Raw genomic sequence first — 23,851 nt, 5'->3', positions numbered from 1 at the left:
GCCTCTTTGCGTACCCAGTCATCACCGCATCATCGCTGGGGCAAGCAACCGTGATCGCATCTGGTGTTTCAGTAGACGCGGGGGACGATGCGCCACGGCACCCGCTCGCGGTACTGCTGCCACAGGCGGCCGTACTTGTCCGCACAGCGTCGATCGTCGGCACGCTCCCGCGGGACGAGCAGCGCCACGTAGTACAGGGGATACAGCCAGGGGCCGAGTAGCGCCGGCCAGCCGAGGGCAAGCGCCAGGCCGGTCGCCATGCCGATCTCGCCCAGGTAGTTGACGTGACGCGAGAGGCCCCAGAAGCCGCTCGCCAACAGATGGCGATCACCGTCGGAGAGTGCCCTGGGGACGAGGCCCAGGAATGGCCGCGCAGTATCCCGCTTGAAGCTGAACTTCTGCATGTTGGCGCCCCGGGCCAGTGTCCACCCGGCGAAGAACACGACCGCCGAGACGACCGTCAGCCAGGCGGGCGCGTGCGGGTTCGGGCGATCCGCCACCGACCACAGGCCAACCGCGTAGAAGTACGGGTACCAGCACAGACAGCCCCACACGAGCTTGAACCCCACACGTTCCGCGAACAGGTCATAGGTGTAGAGGTGGACCCGCTCGAAGACGAGGTAGTCGCACACGAACCAGGTGAACAGCACGACGTAGAGCACGACCCCCGGGGACGGATCATCCTCGAAGGCACTGAGGTGATGGGCTGCAAAGGAGAGCAGATTGAGCTCGAGCAGAGTGGCTCCCGCCAGGTACAGGAACATCTTCGCGTCGGCGCGACCGCCGAACAGCTGCGGGTTGACCCGGCGTCCGAGATAGAGCTCGCCAAGCACACCCTCTCCCCTGGAAGGGGCAGACAGCACCGCTGCGGCAGTTGCCAGCAAGCCCAGCGTCAAAGCGCCCGCAGCGCCCTCCCAGCGGTGCTGCCAGAACCAGTCCCACGGCATGACGCCCACGGAGCACGCGGCGATCCAGAGCCCCAGCGTGACCCCGAGCACCAGCAGTCCGTTGAGGCGATAGCGCAGCAGTTCGCCGCTGTGCTCGTTGCGCACGTATCCCGCCACACGCCGCGCCGGCAGCGCTAGGTGCAGCACCCCGATGAGAGCAAGAACAGCCCAGGGCGCAAAGAATCCCGCCACGAGATCGGTCACGTCAGACGTTTCGTCTCTAGGTGTCTCGTGTTCCTGCCGATGAGCCGGACCGCCGCCCGCCGGGGAAGAAGGCGCCCCATGAGCACAGCGGTCATCCGGTTGAGGTGGCCCGGCACGAACCGCGGCCCCCGGCCGAGCCCATCGAGTGTTCGGCGCGCAGCCTCATCGGGAGACAGCATGCCGGGCACGTCGCGGCCGAACGATCTCATGTACCCCGGGGTGCGCATGGCGCCGGCACAGCAAGCGACGACGTCGATGCCGTGCGACCGCAGTTCGTACCAGAGCCCCTCGGCGAGAATGAGGTTGAACGCCTTGCTGGCCGCATAGACGCAAATGTGGGGCGTCCCTTGCAGGCCGGCGAGCGATGACATCAGCACCACAGCGCCCTTGCCCCTGCTGCGCATGGCCGGCACCAAGGCCCGCAGGGCAAGCAGCGGTCCGCGCACGTTGACGTCCACCGCCTGTTCGATCTCCTCGTCAGGGGCGTCCAGGAAGGGACCCACCGGTGTGAACGCCGCGTTGTACACGACGATCCCGAGGTCCAGCCCAGCAACGGCGTCAGCGAGCGCTCCGGCGAACGCGGGGTCGGCCAGATCCAGAACCACGCATCGAACTTCGACCCCGTACTCAGCGATGAGCTGCTCTTTGAGTTCGGCCAGCAGGTGACCGCGGCGCGCCACCAGCACCAGACTCATGCCCCGTGCGGCGAGCTGGGCGGCGAACGCAGCGCCGAGCCCCACCGAGGCACCGGCGACCACGGCCCAGCTCCCGTAGGCATTCGGCAAGCAACGGACCCGTCGAGGTGATCTCCAAGCCATGGACATCCGACCTCCAGCAATCAGGATTCGCCGCTCGAATCAAATCACGAGGTGGGCTCGCCTCCGAGCACCGTGTCGTGCACGGCGACGTCACGCAGCGCCATCGGATCCACCTCGTAGGGATCATCGTCGAGCACGGTGAAGTCAGCCAGCTTGCCAGCCTCGATCGATCCCAAGCGGTCGTCGCGAGCCAGCACATGGGCTGCATCGATGGTGATCGCTCGCAGCGCCCGATCGACTGAGATCCGCTCCCCCGGTGCCATCACGGTTTCGCCGTCTGCGGCCACTCGATTGACGGCACACCACGCAGCCAGCAGTGGCGACAAGGGTGTGACGACCAAGTTGAAATCACTGTGCAGCGCAAACGTGGCACCCGCCCGCACCAGCGAGCCCAGCCGGGCCGTGGCCTCACTGCGGTCGGGGCCGAACCCGTGATCTGAGTGCAGTTGCGCCCGGAAGTGCACGAAATAGACGTTCACGCTGGCGAGGCCGCCGAGCGCCGCGAGGCGCTTCGCCTGCGCCGGTGTCGAGATGCAGTAGTGCTCGATCGTGAAGCGATGATCGAAGCGGGGGTGCTCTGCCTGAAGCGCAGCGAGCGTGTCCAGCGTCATGTCGACGGTGCGGTCGCCGTTGGCGTGGGAGTGGATCTGCACGCCCGCCTGCCAGAACGGCCGCATCCGCTCGACCATGTCCTCCCACGGCACCTCGCCTGTGTGGGCCGTGTCCTCGTCGAGGTACCCGGGTGCATTCATCACCAGTGTCATCGACGGGTACGAGCCGTCGTTCACGTACTTCACACCGTGGGTGTTGAGCCGATCGTCGCCCTCGGCTCGCTTCGAGGCGAGGAAATCGAGCATGTCGCTGCCGTACGTGCGCACCAGCTTCGCCTCGAAGGGAATCATGTAGATGCGCAGCGGGAAAGTGCCTTCGCTGACGGCCGCTGCATGGTCGTCCCACTCGGGCTCGAATCCGTCGGCCATGCCCCACAGCAGGTCCGCTGTCGTCGTAATGCCGGCTGCTTGGGCAACCGCACCCATGCGGTCGATGGCCGCACGGCCAGTTCCCGGTCCGTACACCGAGGCGGCCACCGGGCGTGTCGCCCGCGCCGTCGCCTCGGTCTCCACGAACCAGCCATTGAGGCGCCCGTCGGGATAGCGGCCGAGTCCGTGACCGATGCTGTCGTCGTCGACACCGATCAGCTCGAGCATCGGGGAGTTCACGTAGACGATGTGCGGCGCGTACGCGCAGATCCACATCGGCACGGTGTCGCTGATGGCATCGAGCATGTCGCGGTCGAGATGGCCCTCCTGGCTGGCGGGGTCGTAGCCCCATGCCGTGAGCGGCTCGCTGGGGTCGGCGTGCTCGGCGACCAGTGCCCGGAGTTGGTGCAGCACCGCGTCACGGCTCGGCAGTCCCTTGCGCAGCCCGGTCGGTGAGGCGGAATCGATCGGGCCGACGTAGTGCAGGCCCATATAGGTGCCGCTCAGCCGCAGATGCGTGTGCGGGTCGATGAAGCCCGGAAGGATCACCTTGCCGGCGTAGCGGTCGTCGACATCGAAGGGGTAACGCCGCAGCCACGGCTGCATCGATTCCATCGAGCCGACCGACACGATGCGTCCGTCTGCGACGGCGACTGCACTGCCATGGGGCCGGCCCGGGTCCATGGTGTGGATGCGGGCCGCTGGGTACACCGTGATCCGTTCCATGCGCCTTCCCCTGTGTGCTGGCGCGACCCTAGATGAGCAATTCGGCAAGTTGCTGCCTGCGGAAGGGTCAGGTCAGTGAGATGAAATGCTCCAGGGCAGCGATGTGCTCTGCGGTGCTCTGGAGGTTCGCAGCGGGGTTGCCGCCCCACTCGCATGTGGTGCTCTGGCAATTCACGGAGAAGTGCGTGAAGCCAGCGTCGCGGGCCTCGTCCACCAGGCCGGTCCACCGATCCGGGCCGATGCCGTAGTTGGCCTCGGCTTCAAGAGCGAAGTCAGCCGGGTCACGACCCTGGGCTGCGAGCATCCCCCGCAAGGTCTCCGCAAGTGCCACCGTGTCAGGCCCGGAGTCTCCGAAGGTGAACCCGTCCCCATGGCGGGCAGCTCGTCGCAGCGCGGCAGCCGTGTAGCCGCCGAACCAGATCGGGATGCGGCGGGCCGGGCGCGGCCGGATGCCAGCCCGGTCGATGTGGTGGAACTCGCTCGAGTACTCGATGAGGTCGTTCTCCCACAGCGCACGGATGACGGTGATCTGATCGTCGAGCAGAGCGCCACGCCGCTCCCAGTCGGCGCCCAGGGATTCGTATTCGACATAGTTCCAACCCGAGCCCACACCCAGCCGGAAGCGCCCGCCCGACAGCAGATCCACCTCGGCCGCCTGCTTCGCTACAAGTGCCGCTTGGCGTTGCGGAAGGATGATGATGCCGGTCTCGAACTCGATGGTGCTCGTGACGCCCGCCAGGTAGCCGAAGAGCACGAACGGCTCGTGGAAATCGTCACGCTCGGTGTAGGGGCCCCAGAACGCTGGCTCGCGCTCAGCATGGGAGGCGCCGAGCACATGGTCGTAGGTGACGATGTGCGAGTAGCCGAGCGACTCGGCTGCTTGGGCCCAGTCGCGCAAAGCGATCGGGTCGGTGCCGATCTCGCATGTCGGCAGGACTGCGCCAAACTTCATGAGCTCAGCACCTCATCTGCTCACTTCAGGACTCGCAGCGGCACACTGCGCGGGCCGCGAATCGGGCCGATCGACCACGCGACCTCGTGGGGCTCGACAGCCAGTTCGAAGCGCGGGTATCGCTCCAACCAGGCACTGAGGCCTACCCGCAGCTCCATCCGGGCCAAGTTAGAGCCCAAGCATCGATGGACGCCCACCCCGAACGCCATATGACGATTGTCGTCGCGGTCCAGGACGAAGTCATCGGGCTGATCGAAGTAGTCGGGATCGCGATTCGCCGACGGGTAGGAGAGCAGCAACCGCTTCCCTTCCGAAACCGGGCATCCCGCGATCTCGGCATCGTCGGTGATGTACCGGGCAATCGTGGCCGGGCTGTAGAAGCGCAGGAACTCCTCGATCGCCGCTGGCATGAGGTCGGGTTCGGCCACCAGGCGTTGCAGGTCGTCGGGATGGGATCCGAGATGGAACAGCATCGAGCCCAGCGTCGACCAGGTCGTGTCGATGCCGCCGAGCATCAGCACAAACAGCGCCCCGATGCGCTCCTTGCGGCCGAACGGCCGGGAGTCCCCGTCAGGCAGCTCGGCCTGCGCCCGAAGCACGGTGGAGACAAGGTCGTCAGGGGCGTCATCTCCCTGCTCTTCGCGCTCGCGTAGCTGGCTGGCGAAGAACTCCTGTACCTCTCGAGCCGCGGTGCGTGCGATCTCGAGGTCGCCCAGGCCTTCCTTCAGCATTGCGTCGGCCCAGCGCCGGAAGCTCGGCCCCATCTCCGGCGACACGCCGAACAGGTACCCCATGACATCGATCGGCAGCAGTTGCGCGTAGTCAATGGCCCCGTCGACTACGTCCCGTCCCTCGGTGGCGTCGAGCAGGCGCTCGGCCATGGCGACCACCTTCGGTTCGAGCTCGTCGGTGGACTTGGGGCTGAACGACGGCAGCAAGGCGCGGCGGATCGGGCCGTGCTCGGGCGGGTCCAGCGTGATGGGGGGCAATTCCAGACCGATGTTGTCGGGATGGTTGTCGTTGATGACGGTGATCCGGTTCGAGAACGTCTCGGTGTCTCTGGCGGTTTCGACGATGTCGGCATGGCGGCTCACGAGATAAGCCCCCCAGAAGCGCTCCGTCTGGGCAACCGGGCACTCCTCGCGCAGTTCGGCCAGGATCTCGGGGCTCTTCGCAGCCCACTCGTCACTCAGGTGGTCGAAATCGGTCTTCCAGTCCGCAACTCGCGGTCGTTCTGCCACGGCAACCCAGCTTCCCTCAGACCAATGGCTCCCGCCATTCGTCGCTCCGAATCGGCTCCGATGGTATGCGCGACCAGTGAACCGATGCCCGATAAGCCATCCAACTCAGGGGCCAGAACCCCGGGGCTCCCCTCAGTTCAGGATGCGAAGGGGCACGCTTCGGGGGCCGCGCACAGGTCCAACCGAGAACGTGACCTCTTCAGGGTCGACAGCGAGCTCGAAGCACGGGTAGCGCTCCAGCCAGGTGCTCAAGCCGACTCGGAGCTCCATGCGGGCCAGATTCGATCCCAAGCAACGGTGCACGCCCACGCCGAACGCCATGTGGCGGTTGTCTTCACGGTCGAGAACCAGTTCGTCGGGGCGGTCGAAGTGCCCGGGATCCCGGTTCGCCGACGGGTAGGACAGCAGCACTCGTCGCCCCTCACTCACGGGACAGCCGGCAACTTCGGCGTCCTCGGTGATGTAGCGCGCAATCGTGACCGGGCTGTACAGCCGCAGGAATTCCTCCACCGCACTCGGAATCAAACCCGGATGTGCAGTCAGCTGCGCAAGGTCCTCGGGGTGCGTGCCGAGATGCAGCAGCATCGAACCCAACGATGACCACGTGGTGTCGATCCCGCCGAGCATCATGATGATCAGCGACCCGATGCGCTCGATCACGCTGAAGGGTCGAGATCTGCCGTCGGGCGATTCGACTTGGGCATTCAGCACAGTGGCAACGAGATCGTCGGGGGCCTTGTCGCCCAATTCGGCTCGGTCACGTAGCTGTGCCGCGAAGAATTCCTGGACCTCACGTGCGGCGACCCGTGCGACATCGAGATCGGCGAGCCCGTCTCGGACTATCGCGGAGACCCAGCGGCGAAAGCTCGGCCCGACCTCAGGCGAGACGCCGAACAGGTAGCCCATGACCTCCACAGGCAGGAGCTGGGCATATTCGAGCGCTCCGTCGACGATCTCGCGCCCTGCGGTGGCCTCGAGGATGCGATTCGCCATCTCGAGGACCGTGGGTTCCAGCTCATCGGTGGCTTTCGGGCTGAACGACGGCAACAAGGCACGTCGAATCGGTCCGTGCTCAGGTGGATCGAGCGTGATCGGCGGCAGCTTCAAGCCGATGTTGTCGGGATGATTGTCGTTGATGATCGTGATGCGGCTTGAAAACGTGTCGGTATCTCGGGCGGCCTTGACCACATCAGTGTGGCGGCTCACGAGGTACGCCCCCCAGAATCGCTCAGTCTGAGCGACCGGACACCGCTCGCGCAATTCAGCCAGGATCTCCGGGCTCTTCGCAGCCCACTCCTCGCTCAAGTGATCGAAGTCGGTCGTCCAGTCAGCAACCGGCGGTCGTTCAGTCACGGCTTCCTCCGCCCCCCGACGACGAGCAGCCCCCGCAACCCGCCGATCCGACTTGGCTGCGATGGTATGCGCGGTTGCCGATCCCGTGCCTGATTCTTCGCGGTTCGGCGGGGCTGGTCTCCTCTGTCAGCCGCTTCACGCGGCGCACCGGATTCCGGGCGCGTACCTTGGTGGCGTGCCGTTGTCGGTGATCGGGATGATCGGTGTGTCGCCGCCCAAGGATGATTCGACGGTGCACGTCATTGAGGGCGGGCTTTCCCGCCAATTCCTCGAGGATTTCAGCAAGGCCCACGATGAGGCCGGCTTCGACTTGGTGCTGGTGGGCTATACCTCGACGTCGGCCGACGGTTGGTCGGTGGCAACCCACGCAGCCTCGGTCACCGAGCGGCTCGGCTACCTCATCGCACACCGGCCGGGCTTCGTGGCCCCCACGCTGGCTGCTCGCAAGGCCGCCACGTTCGACCAGCTGAGCGGCGGACGGTTCGCGCTGCATGTCATCGCCGGGGCGAGCGACAAGGACAACCAGCGCGACGGCGACTACCTGCCGAAGGCCGATCGCTATGCCCGAGCCGACGAGTACCTCGAGGTGATGCGCCTGACCTGGACGTCGCCTGAGCCGTTCGACTACGAGGGCGCCTTCTACCGCTTCAGTGACGTGCGCCCCGATGTGAGGCCGCTGCAGCAGCCGTCGCCTCCGGTGTTCTTCGGCGGATCGTCGGTTGAGGCGCTCGAGATGGGTGCCCGCCGATGTGACGTCTACGCCGTGTACGCAGAGCCGAGGGCCGCTACGGCAGAGCGGTTCGACGATTTCCGCGCCAGAGCTGCCGTATACGGACACAAGCCTCAGTTCTCAATCAGCGTGCGGCCCATCCTCGGTGCCACCGAAGGCGAAGCGTGGGACCGTGCGCACCGCATCCTCGGGGGCATCGAAGCCGCCGGCACGGACAAGCTGACCGTTGCAGGCAGTCACCGGGGCAAGCCCTACGACCGCGGCGGCGAGCGGATGCTGGCGCATGCTGCGGCCGCCGACACCCATGACGAGCGCCTGTGGCTCAAGATTGCTGAAGCAACAGGCGCCCCGGGCAACACCTCGTGCCTGGTCGGCACACCCGAGCAGGTGGCCGATTCGATCCTGCGCTACTACCGGCTCGGGATACCCGCGGGCGGGGGGCTCAGCGACGTGGCCTACGTGCTGATCCGTGGCTTCGACCCGTTCAACGACGCTGTCGACTTCGGCCGCGAGCTGATCCCGCGCATCAAGGCTGGCGTGGCCGAGCTCGATGCTGCGGCAGGCGAGAACTCGGGCGAGAGGACCGGCGAGAAATCGGGCGAGCGGACCGGCGAGAACACCGACGCTGCTCAGCCGGACAAGGCCGCCCTGGCCGCTGCCGACTGAGTAACTGCCGAGTAAGTAACTGCCGACAACTGAACTGCCAACAACAGAGCTGGCCGACAATCGGATTTTGGAGAGGACCCCATGCTGGACTTGGACTTATCGGGACGGGTAGCGCTGGTGACCGGCGGCTCGAAGGGCATCGGCAGAGCGTCGGTGCAACTGATGGCCGATCACGGTGCGACGGTCGGCTTCTGTGCTCGCGGCCCGCAGGCGGTCTTCGATCTCGACAACTACCAACCCGCGTCGGGGACCGGGTCAGTACACGGGTACTTCGGCGACATGTCTGAGACCGATGCCGTGCAAGAAATCCTGGAAGTGGCCACATCCGAGATGGGTCCCATTGACATCTTGATCAACAACGTCGGCGCCTCGCCCTCGCGCAACTTCCTGTACATGACAGACGAGGACTGGACCGAACTGCACCAACTCAACCTCATGTCAGCGGTGCGCTGCACACGTTTCTGCCTGCCGCACATGCGCGAGCAGACATGGGGTCGGATCATCATGATCGCCAGTGGCGCCGCCTTCTTCCCCAACGCGGCACTCATCGATTACGCCGCCACCAAGGCCGCCATGGTTGCCACTGCCAAGGCGCTCGCCGGCAAGTACGGCGCCGACAATGTGCTCACGAACACCATCATCCCCGGGCTCATCCGTACCGACATGTGGGAACGGGCGGCCGCCGAGATCGGCGAAGCGAACAACACTGACGCCGAGGCGATCTTCGCCCGAAACTCCACCGGTGTGCCCCAGGGCCGCTACGGCACCGCCGAAGAAGTCGCCTCGGGCGTGGTCTTCCTGGCCAGCAGCGCCGCCAACTACGTAAACGGCACCTGCCTGACGATCGACGGTGGGGCCGGCACCCACGTCTGAACCAGCGACAGTCTGAACCAGCGACAGTCTGAACCAGCGACAGTCTGAACCAGCGACAGTCTGAACCAGCGACAGTCTGAACCGGCGCAGTCTGAACCGGCGCAGTCTGAACCGGCGCAGTCTGAACCGGCCAACCCCGCGAAACGCGGCCCTGAAAGTCCGTACAGCCGCGGGCTAGCTTCATGGCGCACGGGCGCCCGTTACTTTCTGGGCGCGAATCGCACATCCACGACTGGAGCGAACAGATGGCGCACGCCTACACCAAGAAGGGCCTCGAGACGCAGGAGGCTGTGCAGTCGTTCATGGACGACCACATTTATCCCAACGAGCAGGAGTACCACGAGCAGTACGCCGAGTTGGCTGCCGCGGGAAACGTGCACGCCACGCCAGCGATCATGGACAAGCTCAAGGCCGCTGCCCGCGAACGTGGGCTGTGGAACCTGTTCATCCCCCACCTCGACCCCCAGGCGCCCGGCACCAAGCTGTCCAATCTGGACTATTCGCCGATTTCCGAGCAGCTCGGCAAGGTCACGTTCAGCTCCGAAGCGCTGAATTGCTCTGCGCCCGACACCGGCAACATGGAGATCCTGAACCTGTACGGCTCCGAACGGGTCAAGCAGCAGTATCTGGCTCCGTTGCTGGAGGGCGAGTTCCGGTCCACCTTCTCGATGACCGAGCCCGAGGTGGCCAGCTCCGACGCTTCCAACATCCGCCTGCGGATCGACCGCGACGGTGACGAGTATGTGCTGAACGGACGCAAGTGGTTCTCCTCGAATGCGCTGCGTCCGGAGTGCCAGGTGCTCATCGTGATGGGCAAGAACGACCCCGATGGTCCCAGACACCGTCAGCAGTCCATGATCGTGGTGCCGCGTCATGCGGAGGGGATCAGCGTCGGGCGCGACCCGCTGGTGTTCGGTTTCCACGACCGGGGCGGTCACCCCGAGCTGGTGTACGAGAACGTGCGTGTGCCCGAGGACCACATCCTGGGCGGCGAGGGCGAGGGCTTCGCCATCAGCCAAGCCCGCCTGGGCCCGGGCCGTATCCACCACTGCATGCGATCAATCGGCGTGGCCGAGCGTGCGCTGGAATGCATGTGCCTTCGAGCGCTCGAACGCGAGACCTTCGGCAAGTCGGTTGCCCAGCAGGGCCTGATCCAGGACTGGATCGCCGACGCGCGCATCGAGATCGACCAGGCACGCGAGTACGTGCTGCACGTGGCACACCTCATGGACACCATCGGCAACAAGGCTGCGGCTCAGGAGATCTCGGGCATCAAGGTTGCCGTGCCCAACATGGCTCTCAAGGTGATCGACCGCGCCATCCAGGTGCACGGTGCTGGCGGCGTTACCCAGTTCTTCCCGCTGGCCGAGATGTACGCCCACATGCGCACCCTGCGAATCGCCGACGGGCCCGACGAGGTCCACAAGATGACCATCGCCCGCCGCGAACTCCGCCGCCACGATCCCGACTTCCGGATGTCGTAGGCCATCCTGAACCCACGAAGGGGACCTCGATGCCGAAGGCCGACTACTACGAGGGGTTGACGTTGCCCGAGGTTCTGCGGGCATTCGCCGACCATCACAGCGATCCGCGCACCAGACACATCACCGCCGACGAGACGGCACTGCTCTATCGCGCGGCAGATCGGCTCGAACAGATCACCACAGCTACGGCCGGAGGTTTGACGGACGAGAGCAACCTGGCAGCCGTCACGGCCCTGCCCCACCGCGCTGTAGGCGGATAGCTGACCGTACTTCCGCTTGCGTCAGGTGCGCCCGGCGACGCCGTCGTCGAACTCGATTCGTAGCACGGACACGCCCGGAACCGACTCGACATCTCGCATCGCCGAGCACAGTGCTTCGTCTCGCGTTGCAGCCGATCGGGTGAACTCCACCGTGTCGTTTCCGATGGTTGCGTCGCCGCAACCGGCCTCGTAAAGCGCATCAAGCGTGGCCCAGTCGAGAAGATCAGACCCTGCGGTCACCAGCACGAAGTGGAACTCCTTGCTGTGTTCGCTCAATTGAACATCGCTCGGGCTCATGTCACCCCGATCCATTTGCGCCGCGCTGACTGCACTTGGCGACCCTGGCCACGAGGGTAGCCGCGTGGCTTGCTGGGACTGCCGGTGTGCTCCAAATGGAAACTGAGCACTCCCGGTGCCCACGCTCGCCGCTCGGCTTCGTCCCAGAGAACGCAGCAGTAGCTTGGCGCGATGCTCGGGGCTGCGCATGTGGAGTCGTTCTTCGCCGACGGCTTCGTGACGGTCGACTCGCTGATTGACCCGGGCCTGATCGATTCCCTCAAAGAGCGCTTCGAGCGGCTGTTCCAAGGGGACTTCGAGACGGGAATCGCCCCTGACGAAGTCAACTGGCTCGAGGACCGCAGCGATCCGACCCTGACACGGCAGATCTGCAACGGCTGGAAGGCCGACCGGCTCATCGCGTCGACCGTGCTCGACGCTCGCCTGGGTGAGGCCGTGGCCAAGCTGGCTGGCTGGCCCGGTGCCCGCATTGTCCAGGACAACGTGCTGTGGAAGCCGCCGGGTGCCCGGTCGCTGGGATTCCATCGCGACAACGCCTACCTGGCCTGGTACACGCCCACCGAGATGTTCTCGTGCTGGATTGCGCTGGACGACACGGTGGCGGGTGGCGGCACCTTGGAGATCGCCCGGGGATCGCATCGCTGGCCCACCGCAGGCGATTTGTTCGGCGAGTTTCATGCCCCCGACGACTACCGGGCCCCGGTCGCTGCAGCCGCCGACGCCGCGGGTGTCGAGTTAGACATCGCGCCGGTCGAAGTGAGCGCTGGAGGCGGTTCGTTTCATCACGGCTGGGCCTGGCACGGCTCGGGACCCAACAATTCTGGCCGCCACCGCCGGGCCCTCGTGCTCCACTGCGCCAGCAGCGAGGCCCGCTTCAACCGGGACGGCTTCGGGCAAGGCAACGGACCCATCTACTCCCGCTACGCCCGGCTCACGGACGACGAGATGGACGAGAACCACTTCCCGATTCTCTGGCGCAACGACGGGTACCGCTCCCCCGGGATTTAGCTCGGTGACCACTGGTCATTGCGTCGCAGCGGCGGCTCTCGGTGTGGTGCCGTGTGTGGTTGGTGTGCCTATGAGGGTCCGAGTGTTCGGCGTGCGATGGCTGCGGCGGTCTGGGTTCGGGTAGCTCCGCTGTGTCGCAGCACGGTTGCGTCGGGCAGGATTGTGCGGGCTTGGTCCTTGACTGCGGCGGTGATCGCGGCAGGCCCGCCGATGAACACCACTCTGGTCGGCCGGTAGTCACCCAGCAACTCGGCGGCTTCGGCGGAAAGTCGCACAGCTTCGGTGTAGAGCACCACGGAACCCGCGGTGCGTGCCGAGAGCGCGGCTGCTACGCCGATGTCGGGAGGACTCCAGCCGTTGGCCACGATGATCGTCAGCTCATCGGCTGGTGCCGCGAGGTGCGGGCCCAAGAACCGCCGGGCCGCTCCGGCGGCTGTTGCGCTTCTGGTGGCGCCGCTGACGCGCTCAATGATCGCACCGGGCACAGCGTTACGAATTTGCGACGCTGCGGCGGGCTCCACGGCGTCCTCGCCGCCCACGATGAGCACGCGGGCCGGTCGGTAGTCGCGCAGCAGTCGCTGTGTCGCATCGGGCAAGGCGCCGGATGTGGTGTAGGCGACGGCGGAGCGAGGTGTGCGTGCAGAGAGTGCTGCGGCCACGCCGATGTCGGCGGGGCTCCATCCGTTCGCGATGATCACGGTCGCCCCGCCCGCCTCGGAGGCGTCCAGGATCCGTCGCGCGACGCTGGCGGCGGTGTCCGAGCGTGTCGCTCCGGTGATCCGCTCAACCGAGTCCGATTCCGAAGCGCGCCGCATCGAGGTCAGCGCTGCGGCGCTCACGGCGTTCTCGCCGCCCACCACGATCACTCCCGCAGGCAGATAGTCGGTCAGCAGATCGCGTGCAGCCACCGACAGTCGGTCGCCTGTGGTGTAGATCACCGCGGAGTCCGGTGTGCGTGCCGACAGCGCCGCAGCGACGCCGATATCGGACGGGCTCCATCCATTGGCCACGATCACCACCGCAGTGCTCGGCTCAAAACCGCCGCCACCACCGCCTCCACCACCGCCGCCGCCACCGCCACCACTGCCGCCGCCACCCCTGACAGGCCCTGTTCCCGGCGTGGTGCGGGGGGCGGTGACGGTCACGGTGACGGCGGTGCTGGCTCTGGCGCCGTGGGGGTCGGTTGCTTGGATTCTGAGTCGGTAGCTGGGTTGGGTTCGGCGGTCCGGCACGGTGTTTGGCCCGACGCCGATCTGGCCGGTGTCGGGGTCGATGGTGAATGACCGCGCGTCAACCTCGAAGAGGCCGTAGGTGAGCGGTTCGCCGTCGACGTCGGCGGCTGTCACCGGGCGGCCCACCGGTGCTGCGGCTGGGGCGCCTTCGGCGATCGTGCGTGTTGTGGACGTTGTCGGGAACTTGGGCTGGTCGTTGACCGCGTTGACGGTCACGGTCACGGTCGCTTCGTGGGTCGGGCGGTGCGGGCGGCCGTCGGAGACGGCGTAGGTGAAGATGTCTTTGCCGTTGAAGTCGCTTGTGGGGGTGTAGGCGAGGGTGTTGTCGGCCTCCACGCTGACGCGTCCGTGCAAGGGCGCGTCGCCAAGTGCCACGGTGAGGGTGTCGCCGTCGGGGTCGGTGTCGTTGGTCAGCACCGCGATGACCACCCGGCTGTCCTCAGCGGTGACGGCGGTGTCGTCTGCGGCGACGGGTGCCTCGTTGACGTCGGTGATGTTGATGATGACTGTGACGTCGTCGCTGGCGCCCGAGGGATCGGTGGCGGTCGCGGTGACGGAGTAGGGCCTGCTGGCGCTCTCGTAGTCCAGCACCGCGGCTGAGCCGACACGGATCTGGCCTGTGGAACCGTCAATGGTGAACAGGTCGTCGTCCGGGCCCGACAGCGTGTAGATGAGTCTGACGGCATCGCCGGAATCGCTGTCAGTGGCTGTGACCGCCGCACCCACAGCAGTGCCTGGCGGCGAGTTCTCCGCGACGGAGCGCGCAACGGGATCGTCTCCGAAGTCCGGCGCGTTCTTGGGCGCGATGGGCGCGGCGCGGGTGGGGTACACGGTTTCCGCCGCCACGGTGTCTGTGCCAGTGCCGGTGCCGTCGAGGTAGGAGACCTCGATTCGCAGGTGATAGCCCTCGTCGGCGGCCACAGGTGTGTAGCTGCCGGTCGTCGCTCCCGCGATGTCGCCCCAGGGGCCGTCGCCGAGGCGGCGCTGCCAAGTCCACTCCTGCGCCGCCAAGAAGCCGTCGGGATCGACGACCGCGGCCCCGAGAGGTGTGCCGGCCTGGGGTTGGGGCGACGACAGCACCAACATGCCGGGCTCGTCCACATCGGCGACCGTGACCAGCACATCTCTCACGACGAAATCACTGGCACCGGCACGAGCCTGGACCTGCGCCACATACTTGTTGTTGTTGTCGTCGTCGTCGGGATGCTCGAAATCCGGCGGACGCACGAAGCTCAGCACACCGCCGCTGCTGATCCTGAACACGGCAGCGTCGATAGCGCCCAGCGACCATCTGATGGTTGCCCGCTCAGGATCCGTCGCGGTGAACGCGGCCACCGGCGCGGTGGCGTTCTCGTCGTAGCTGACCACGAAGGACCCGGAGACGCTGGCGATGGTGGCCGCCTCGTCGACGTCGAAGACAGTCACTGTCACGTGACGGCTGGTGGTGTTCTCGCCGTCGGAGGCCTGCACCGCGACGTCATAGACGTTGTCGGCACCGGCGTCGGCTGGCATCTCGAAGTCCGGCGGAGCGCGGAACCCCAGCGCGCCGGCGACGATGTCGAACCAGGCGGCATCCGCGCCGCCCAGCGACCAGGTGACCGGATCGTCCTCGGCGTCGGCCGCGGTGAACACGGCCACCGCCGCAGTCCCGTTTTCCGCAAACCACAAGACGCTCGTGCCCGCGACCACCGGCGGCTCGTTCTCGTCGGTGACCGTCACCGTGACCGACGCGACGGACTGGCCGTCGTGGCGGACCACGAGCACCACCGTCTCGCCGTCGTCCTCCACCGCGTCGACGGCCGCTGCGATCCCAAAACTCGTCGACTCCGCACCAGCCCCGAGCGTCAATTCATAGGGCGCTGCCAGCTCACTCCCGTCGGCGTCGGTCAACACGAAATCGTCGCCGACAGTGGCGCTGCCTGCCACGCTCACCGACAGACTCTGGGCCTGCGCGAAGGTGACCCCGACGGTGCCAACCGTCACCGTCACCTCGGCGCCCTCGACGACCGCGTCGACGTCCGCGGACACGCTGAAGCGCGCAATGTCGTCGTCTCGCACCGCGACCGTGGCACGGTCGGGCCAGCCCGTCACATACCTCGCCGGGCTCGCGGTATCAGCGCGCACCAGCGCTGTCACCGTCGCCGCGTCCTCCACGACTGAGTCGTCGACGGTCCCCGCTCGCAACTCAGCGGTGCTCTCGCCATCTGCGAACGTCACCGTCGACGCCGGCGCGCCGCTGAGGATCCCGCCGGTCGCCGTCACCTCGACACTCACGGTGAGCGCCTGGGTCAACGGGGTTCCCAGCGTGGCGGTGCGCTCCAGCGTGAACACCGCATCGCCGCCCTCGGTCACGATCCCCCCCCCCCCCGTGATCGTCACCTCGGGCGCGTCCAAGTCGCTGGCAGGCACAGTGACAGTACGCGAGCCGATCAGCGTGCCAGTCGACGCCAGCCGGGCGCTCAACACGACAGTCTCGGCCAGCTCGGCATCAGAATCGTCCACCGTCCTCAACCCCGCTGTGACCGAGCTGGCGCCCGCCGGCAGCGTGACCGAGTAAGGCGCCGAAAGCGTCCGGTTCTGGGAGTCTGTGAGCACGAAGTCGTCCCCGACGTCAGCCGACCCGGCCACTGCGATGCCGATGGCCTGGTCCGCCGTGAACGTGACGCCGTTGGTGACAGCGAACGTCAGCTCGGTCTCGCCCCCCTCAGAGACCTCGCTGCTCGCGACGCTGAACCCGATCACAGCCGTGTCGGTGTCCGCGATCGTGACCGTCGTCACACCGGTCGAGCCCGCCGAGAATCCCGACTCCAGCGTGCCGAAGCTGAGCGCCACCGTCTCGGGACCTTCCACCAAGGCATCGTCACCCGCGTCGAACGACACCGTCTTGCGGGTCTCGCCCGCCGCGAAGCGCACGCCGGAAGCCACCGAGAACTCGCCGACCGAGGCGCTGAGGGCCGACGCGATGATCGGCACCTCGATCTCCAGCAGACCGCTGTGGGCTCTGCTCAGCTCCACCGGCACCTGCAACGTTGCACCCTCAGCGACGCTGTAAGAGGCCGCACCGAACGACACCGTCACCGGCGGACCGATCACCAGCGCCGCAGGCACACTCGCCAGCATCATGCCGTCGGCCGCGCAGACACCGCCGTCGTCACACGCCTCGCCGGCGACGAACGCGACGGAGATGGCACCCTCACCGTCGGGAGCCAGCGTCACCAAGTACGCATTCGCCGCCTCGTCCGCCACCAGAAGAGGCGCCACCGCGGTGACCGTCGCGCCCTGAACGCTCAACGACGGGCTGGACTTTGCGAAGTCCGCCACCGGCCGGTTGAAAGCCACCGCCACTTGCGGGGCATCGCCCACCCCGGAATGAGCCACCGACGTATGACTGCCCGCCAGTACCCGCGCCTCGGGCGGCGCAGGAGCCCGCGCCAACGCCTCCGGTGCCATGGTCGTGGCCTTATTGGCGCGGGTACCATCCACCGACAGCCATTCGGTGCCAGTGTCCGGATCTACCTGGGTGAACACGTCAGAGGGACTGGGGGACGGGGGGTTTCGACTTCCTCCTCCCCAGCTGATCAGCCAATGGCCGTTACTCAACCCCTCGATGTGCCCGCTCCGATAGCCCAGTTCGCTCTTGGTGCCGTGCAGCGAATGGTCGCGCACGAACACCGCCTCACCGTTGTCGAGGTCCAGGGCGTACTCCAGGCCACGGCTGTAGACCGCGTTCTCCCGGAACAGATTCTGAAGCGTCCAGGGGTTCTTGGTGCACTCCACGCCATTGTCGTAGAGGATCAGGTTGCCGTTGGGCAGCAGCGACGACGCGTGCTGGCCGCAGAACTGCTTCTCGGGGTCGCCGATGATGTCCAGCGGCGGCGGCCCGATGTCACGTTCGGCCCACTCGGAGTCGCTCAGGTTCGAGGGCCCAACCCTCCAGAGGACGTCGCCGGTCGCGGCGTCGATGGCCAGGATCCTCGAGCATCCCCGCATCGACGCGATGATGTGCCCGTCCGCCATCTGCATGGTGTTCAGATGCGCATAGTCGCCGTTGACGGGCGGGAAGAAGTGCTGCGCGCAGTCCTCGAGGGGCATGTGGTCCCACGAGTTCCAGTTGAACGTCTCGCTGCCGCCCGGGGTGACGATCTGGATGATCGAGTCCGCCACATAGACATCAGCCCCCAAGAGCCCGCCGCGGCTGTCGTTGAAGGTGAGATGGGACAGGTCGCGCTCGGTGCCCTGATAGGCCATCAGCATGTAGTTCCCGTTGTCGAGCAACCGGAAGTCGTGGCCGTCCTGGCGTGTCAGGGGCGGCACCGTTCTCGCCACCGCGAGCTGGTCCAGGTTCTCGTCCAGAATCCAGGCCAATCCACGCTGGTAGGAGTATCGGGGCTCGCCGTTGATGTCGGGATAGAACCGGAAATATCCTCCGGCCGCCTGGCCGACGCGGCGAATGATGCGGGGGACCCCGTTGTGGTCCATGGCCATCAAGTGGTTGCTCTGTGAGAAGAGGATCAGCTCGTCGAGCACGCCGCTCTCGCCCAGAGGCTTCTCGACCAGGATCGGCCACACCGCGTCACCGAAGCAGTGCACGACGTACTGGGTCTGCGCGCCCTCGGCATTGGCAAGGGCGACGCGCACCGAGCTGGCACCCGTCACCGGCACCGTCGCGGTCACCGCAACGCCAGCGCCCGCATTGGCGACCTGGATGCCGTCCACCGAGATCCGGCTCGACGCATCATCGGGGCGCATCGTCAACGTCATCGTGTCGGTGTCGTTGCAGCCCACGGAGTAGTGCAGCGTCTGCGCATCGAAGGCCGGCCGCATCTGCCGCCAGGCGTCCGCTCCGATGGCCAAAGCCGAGTCGTCGGTGCTCACCGACAGGCCGCTGAGCTGAGCAGCCGCCACCACCTCGGGCACCGTCGCCTGGGCTTGCGCGCCGCTGCCGTGGTTGTCGCTGTAGGACACGCCGACCCGCAAGAAGCTGCCCGCATCAGCCGCCACCGGCGTGTAGCTCGACCCCTCCGCCCCTGCGATCGCGGCCCACTCGTTGTACCCGACGCTGCGCTCCCACACCCATGTCGCCGATCCGTCAACCACGCCGTCGGGATCGGCCAGCGCCGCGGTGACGGGCACGCCCGTGCGGGGCCGCTTGGTCGACAGCGACACCGCACCGTGCTCATCCGCATCAGTCACCGTCACCGTCACCGTCACCGCCGTATCAGCCGTCGCCGAAGCTGACGAAGCCAGAAGCGTCACCGCGTAGGCGTTGTCGTTGCCGCTGTCGACCGGTGCCTCAAAATCCGGTGGCTTGGCGACGATCACCGGCGCCACCGGGTCAAGGTCGAACCGCAGCACCCCCGACGGCTCGTCGATGCTGAAGTGCGCCGCGTCGTCACCGCCCAGGGTCCAGGTGATGCCGTCACGGTCCTGGGGCGACGACGCAGTGAACGTCGCCACCCGTGACCAGCCGTTCTCGGCGAAACTCACCTCCGAGGGGCCTTCGGTCGCCTCGAGCTCAATGACGTTCTCCAACGTGACCAGCACATCCGCGGTGGCGTCGTTCGTCCCGTCGCTCACCTGCACTGTCAGCTCATAGATGCCATCGGCGCCGACGTCGTCGGGTTCCTCGTAGTCGGGGGCCGCGTCGAAGGCCAACGCTCCCGACTCGCTCAACACGAATCTGGCGGCGTCCGCGCCGCCCGTCACAGACCAGACCAGATCGGACTCAGCCGTGTTGTGATCTGTGGCGCCGAGCGTGGCTATCGAGGTCGCGCCCTCGTCGACCTCATAGGGACCAGCGCTCGTGATCGTCGGCGCGCCCGGGAACCGGGGCCGCGCCACACCGCTGAAATCGAGCGTGGCTGTCGCTGGCATCGAATAGATACCGGACCACGCCGAAGTACCCGCCGAGTTGACCGCCCGGATCCGCACCTGGATGCGACGCTCGTTCTCCAGACCGTCGAGGATCACGCTCGACCCGTTGAATATCGCCAAGATCCCCCGTGCCGCGCTGGGCAGCCACAGCCAGCCCTGACCGTCGAAGTATTCGACGTCGTAGGAGTCCGCGTCCACAGCATCGTCCCAGTCCAACGACACCATGCCGTAATGCAGAGCCACACCAGCGATGTTCTGCGGAACCTCCGGAACGTCGCCTGAGGCCGCCCTCGCCTGCCCCACCGTGAACAGCCCGACAGCCAATACCGCGACCAGCACCGCCAGAGCGAACACGTTCATGCGAACCACCACGGCGCGGGCAACCGACACTTCTGCTCCCGTTCAGCGATCTGCCGACCGGACGATCTGTGGACCCCGATTGTTTTTTTGGAGGGGGGGTACGCTGCCGCTCGGTTGACATGCGCTTAGCTCATATATATCTGAGTCTATTGAGCGCTGTCTTGATCGTGATGGGGGCTTTGCAGTGAGGATGACGTATCGAGGCTGCGTGCGGCAGCGTGTCCAAACGTTCTGTACGGGATTGTGGCGTGCGTCGGGTGGGCTTGCCCGGGGCACTGTGCTGGTCAGCGTGCTGGCCGTCGGGGTGCTGGCCGTCGGGATGCTGACGGTGGGGCAGGCAGCGGCCGCCTCAGACAATGTTCCCGAGGCGCCTCAGAACATCACCGGCGTGGCATTGCATCACGGGATGGTGCATCTGGACTGGGACGATGTGACCGGCGCGGATTCCTATGAGATCGAGATGTTCGACGGCCAACACGGCTGGCGGCGGCTGCCGAGTCCCGAAGATGGGATCATGGCGGTCTTCACCGGTTCCAGCGTGATCCTCGACGGCCTCGAGTTGGAGCGCTACATCCAAGTGCAGATTCGGGCTGTCAACTCTGCCGGCGCCTCGGCGTGGTCCGAGATCCACTCGATGCCGGCGACTGCTACGCACAGCTTCAGCGGCATGCCGCGGCCGAGGCTTGTCGGCGCGCCCAGCGTGCCGACCGGTGTCGTCGCGAGTGCCGAGCTGTCGTCACGCATCGACATCATCTGGGCTGCCCCGACCGATGCCGGCACCAGCGACGTGACTGATTACCGCGTCGAGTTCTCCCTGAACGCCGACTCGGACTACAGCTGGGAACTGCTGGGCCATACCGGCGGCCCGACGACGATGATGAGCCATACCGATCTGCAGAGCCGCCGGAGCTACGCGTACCGGGTCTCGGCAATCAACGGCTCAGGGCGTGGCCCGCACTCAGTGGTGGCAACCGGCTCGACACAGGCGCCTTCGGACCAGCGACGCATCTGCTCTGACGCTCCCGAGCATGAGATCGCATTGAGCTCGGGGCTGGTGCCGTCGGGCCATGGGCTGGAGGCTGGGGACCGTTTCCGGCTGCTGTTCGTGACATCGGGCCGACGCAATGCCGTGCCGACCGACATCGGCGCCTACAACCGTTTCGTGAGCGATGTCGCCGCACGCGGCATGACGGCGATTCAGCCTTACGCGTCCGACTTCCGCGTGGTCGGCAGCACCAGGGCGGTCAGCGCACGCTCCAATACCTGCACCGAGTGGACCGAGGACGATCTGGGTCACCCGATCTACTGGCTCGGCAACGCGGGTCAGCGCATCGCCGTCGATTACCGCAACTTCTACGACGGCAACTGGGACAGCGTCCGCAAGGTCAACGAGCTGGGTACATCGGACGGGTTCGAGTTCGACTACGACGATTCGGTCGGAAATTACGACGGCGGCTACAAGATCGCCACGGGCAGCACGCACGACGGGTCACCCAAGCAACTCGCTATTCCCTGGGATCCCGACGATCCCGTGGACGTAGAGGAATTGAGCCACCTGTCGCATCCGTGCCCTTGGCTCACTTTGGGCGAGAAGCCCACGAAGCCCCAGGACGAATGGTGTCAAGCTGTCGAGACGGGCGCCAGCACCGAGACACTGCAACCGCCCTGTTGGAGGAATCGCAACTGGGGTCAAGACATACCGTGGTGCGAGCGCTGGGGGCCGCTCGAGGACGTCGACGGCCACCACAACGGAACCCGGTTTGAGGAGTCGTTCTGGCACCAAGGCAAGCGCGTCACCAACGAGTTCTACTACTACGCGATGTCGCCGGTGTTCCTGATCGAAGGCGGCTGCGATTCTCTGTGGTGCGGCACTGGCACCGTCCAGCCGGTCTCAGACAACAGTCATCACACGTCTTTCACCTTGTCCGAACCGTTCACCTATGGCGGTGTGGACTACGACGTGACCGGCTTCTCTGGGGATGTGTCGGCGAACGAGGTCAGCCTGACAGTGAGCCCGTCGCCTGCGGCGAACGCGTTCGACTTCCTCACGCTGAACAGCGATGAGCTGCGTCTGCTCCTGAAGGATGCCGGGCAGTCCGACGGCACGTTCACGTGGACTGCGGCGTCGTGGATCGGCACCGACGGCGGGCTGTTCAGTGACAACGCTGACTTCAGGGTGACTTTGGATGTTGATCTCGTGCCTGGCGCCCCGACCGAGCTGTCCGCACAAGGGCAGGGCCGCGAGGCCATCGATCTGCAGTGGTCTGCGCCCGCCGATCCGGGCGGTGGAGAGATCAGCGGCTACCGGATCGAACTGTCCCTGAACGGCGGCTACGACTGGAATGTGCTGGTCCCCAACACCGGCACGGCCGACACGACGTGGACCCATAGCGGGCTGAGCGCCGGCGCACGCCACTACTACGCGGTCTCGGCGATCAACGGGGGAGGTTTCGGTCCGCGCTCGGAGACCGCGTTCGGGGCGACCACACCCGCACGCGTGCCAGATCGGCCGATCAACGTCGAGCTGACCAAAGCCGACGACGAGCCGCACATCCTGGTCTGGGACGCACCCGCCGACGACGGTGGTACCGACGTGACCGATTACTTGGTGGAGCGCTCATGGGACGGTGAGAGCTGGGAGCGGCTGCCCAATTTCCGCTCGGGCAAGCTGCTGCTGTTCAGCACCACATACCTCGACGATACGCAGCTCGACCGTTCGCTGCGCTACTACCGCGTCTCAGCAATCAATCGGATCGGCACCGGCCCGATCAGCGCCATCCTGCAGGACGGCACCGCGGTGATCACCCCGCCGGACAAGCCCTCGGAGCTGTCCATGCAACGCTCCGGCGACATGATGACGCTGAACTGGAACCCGCCCGCCGACAACGGCGGCGGCGCCATCACGGGCTACAAGTTCGAGAGTTCGCGGAACTGCGTCGAGTGGGGTCTGAGCGAGTCCGAGACCACCGCGACCTCCTACAGCGAGGAGGCACCAACTGAAGCTGTGGTGTACTGCTTCCGGGTTGCAGCAGTCAATGCTGCCGGCTCGAGTTCTGAGTACGCCTTGGCCAGCAGTGCGGCCAGCGCACCAGGTGCGCCCCAGAGCCTGTCAGCTTCGGCGACACAAACGGAGATCACGCTGTCGTGGGAGGCACCCGCCGACAACGGCGGAGCGTACGTAACCGGCTATGACATCGAGTGGTCGCCGGACGAGGCCGATTGGACCCTGCTCGAACTGCAGACCGTGGACCCCGAGTCGGTGACTTTCGAAGCTGTGCACAGCTCCCTGATCCCGGACACCGAGTACCACTACCGGGTCGCTGCGCAGAATTCGGCGGGCACGAGCGTGTGGGTCAGGCTGACCCACTCGACCGAACCCGACGTGCACAATGCCTCGACGTGGTCGGCGCTCTTGACAGTGGGCGCGACTCAGTACGGCGAGGATGCATTCATGGGGTACAGCGTCTTCAATCCCGACACGAACACGCCGTTGGGGTCGCTGTCGTCGACCGGTTTCTTCGTCGATGAGAACGGCCACACCATCGCTGTCCTAGCAGTCGTCGGCGACACCTTGTGGCTGACTCTCGGCCACGGGGTAAGACCGGAGTCCTTCACGCTCGCGATCGATGATCAGCAGTTCAGTTCCGCGGACGCGACGGTGCCCCGCCAATCCGCCTACTCCACGATGTACCAGTGGCCCGGCGCCACGTTGTACTGGTTCGAAACCGACATCGTGAACGTCAGCCTCACCGTCAACACCGCCACCGAGGAAGCTGATCCCATCGGACTGCCAGGACCCACTGAGTAGTTTTAACCCACCGAGCAGTTTGAACCCACCGAGCAGTT

General features: G+C 66.2%; 14 protein-coding genes. 6 read left to right on the top strand and 8 right to left on the bottom strand.

What is annotated here, in order from left to right:
- Positions 1-68 precede the first annotated feature (68 nt).
- The 6 genes from ACOOHB_RS04330 to ACOOHB_RS04305 form a co-directional block, all read right to left on the bottom strand.
- Positions 69-1,151 (bottom strand): DUF1295 domain-containing protein, encoded by a 1,083-nt coding sequence (locus ACOOHB_RS04330; protein WP_420443583.1) that lies wholly within the window; start codon positions 1,149-1,151, stop codon positions 69-71.
- Positions 1,148-1,909 (bottom strand): SDR family NAD(P)-dependent oxidoreductase, encoded by a 762-nt coding sequence (locus ACOOHB_RS04325; protein WP_420443582.1) that lies wholly within the window; start codon positions 1,907-1,909, stop codon positions 1,148-1,150. Before ACOOHB_RS04325 ends, ACOOHB_RS04330 begins: the two co-directional genes overlap by 4 nt.
- Before the next feature lie 104 nt (positions 1,910-2,013).
- Positions 2,014-3,675, bottom strand: a complete 1,662-nt coding sequence (locus ACOOHB_RS04320) for an amidohydrolase (protein ID WP_420443581.1) — start codon at positions 3,673-3,675, stop codon at positions 2,014-2,016.
- A 67-nt stretch (positions 3,676-3,742) separates the two neighbouring features.
- Positions 3,743-4,627: an LLM class F420-dependent oxidoreductase gene (locus tag ACOOHB_RS04315; protein ID WP_420443580.1), complete on the bottom strand. Its 885-nt coding sequence runs from the start codon at positions 4,625-4,627 to the stop codon at positions 3,743-3,745.
- A gap of 20 nt (positions 4,628-4,647) precedes the next feature.
- Positions 4,648-5,868, bottom strand: a complete 1,221-nt coding sequence (locus ACOOHB_RS04310; protein WP_420443579.1) for a cytochrome P450 — start codon at positions 5,866-5,868, stop codon at positions 4,648-4,650.
- Between the two features lie 132 nt (positions 5,869-6,000).
- Positions 6,001-7,221 (bottom strand): cytochrome P450, encoded by a 1,221-nt coding sequence (locus tag ACOOHB_RS04305; RefSeq protein WP_420443578.1) that lies wholly within the window; start codon positions 7,219-7,221, stop codon positions 6,001-6,003.
- A gap of 175 nt (positions 7,222-7,396) precedes the next feature.
- On the opposite strand from ACOOHB_RS04305, the gene ACOOHB_RS04300 reads away from it, so the two are divergent.
- The 4 genes from ACOOHB_RS04300 (at position 7,397) to ACOOHB_RS04285 (ending at position 11,234) form a co-directional block, all read left to right on the top strand.
- Positions 7,397-8,617, top strand: coding sequence for an LLM class flavin-dependent oxidoreductase (locus ACOOHB_RS04300; RefSeq protein WP_420443577.1), 1,221 nt, complete (start codon positions 7,397-7,399; stop codon positions 8,615-8,617).
- Positions 8,618-8,698: 81 nt separating this feature from the next.
- Complete coding sequence (locus ACOOHB_RS04295; RefSeq protein ID WP_420443576.1) at positions 8,699-9,490, top strand: SDR family NAD(P)-dependent oxidoreductase; 792 nt, start codon at positions 8,699-8,701, stop codon at positions 9,488-9,490.
- A gap of 245 nt (positions 9,491-9,735) precedes the next feature.
- Positions 9,736-10,974: an acyl-CoA dehydrogenase family protein gene (locus ACOOHB_RS04290; RefSeq protein WP_420443575.1), complete on the top strand. Its 1,239-nt coding sequence runs from the start codon at positions 9,736-9,738 to the stop codon at positions 10,972-10,974.
- 29 nt (positions 10,975-11,003) lie between these two features.
- Positions 11,004-11,234 carry a hypothetical protein gene (locus tag ACOOHB_RS04285; protein ID WP_420443574.1) on the top strand — a complete coding sequence of 77 codons (231 nt, stop codon included), beginning with the start codon at positions 11,004-11,006 and terminating at the stop codon, positions 11,232-11,234.
- A gap of 21 nt (positions 11,235-11,255) precedes the next feature.
- Here ACOOHB_RS04285 and ACOOHB_RS04280 read toward each other — a convergent pair whose 3' ends face one another.
- A complete protein-coding gene (locus ACOOHB_RS04280; protein WP_420443573.1) occupies positions 11,256-11,531 on the bottom strand; it encodes a hypothetical protein in 276 nt (91 codons plus the stop codon).
- A gap of 171 nt (positions 11,532-11,702) precedes the next feature.
- Between ACOOHB_RS04280 and ACOOHB_RS04275 the strand changes: the two genes are divergently transcribed.
- Positions 11,703-12,539, top strand: coding sequence for a phytanoyl-CoA dioxygenase family protein (locus tag ACOOHB_RS04275; protein WP_420443572.1), 837 nt, complete (start codon positions 11,703-11,705; stop codon positions 12,537-12,539).
- 68 nt (positions 12,540-12,607) lie between these two features.
- Here the strand turns inward: ACOOHB_RS04275 and ACOOHB_RS04270 are convergent, their stop codons facing one another.
- Entirely contained in the window at positions 12,608-20,005 is a 7,398-nt protein-coding gene (locus ACOOHB_RS04270) for a cadherin domain-containing protein (RefSeq protein ID WP_420443571.1), read from the bottom strand.
- Between the two features lie 208 nt (positions 20,006-20,213).
- Between ACOOHB_RS04270 and ACOOHB_RS04265 the strand changes: the two genes are divergently transcribed.
- The gene (locus ACOOHB_RS04265) at positions 20,214-23,813 is read left to right on the top strand and encodes a fibronectin type III domain-containing protein (protein WP_420443570.1); all 3,600 of its coding nucleotides are present in this window, start codon (positions 20,214-20,216) and stop codon (positions 23,811-23,813) included.
- Positions 23,814-23,851: the final 38 nt, after the last annotated feature.

Origin of the sequence: Candidatus Poriferisodalis sp., assembly GCF_965215815.1 — a bacterium.
GTDB lineage: Bacteria > Actinomycetota > Acidimicrobiia > Acidimicrobiales > Poriferisodalaceae > Poriferisodalis.
The sequence above is the reverse complement of the archived record's forward strand: the minus strand, read 5'-3'. Positions and strand labels throughout refer to the sequence as shown.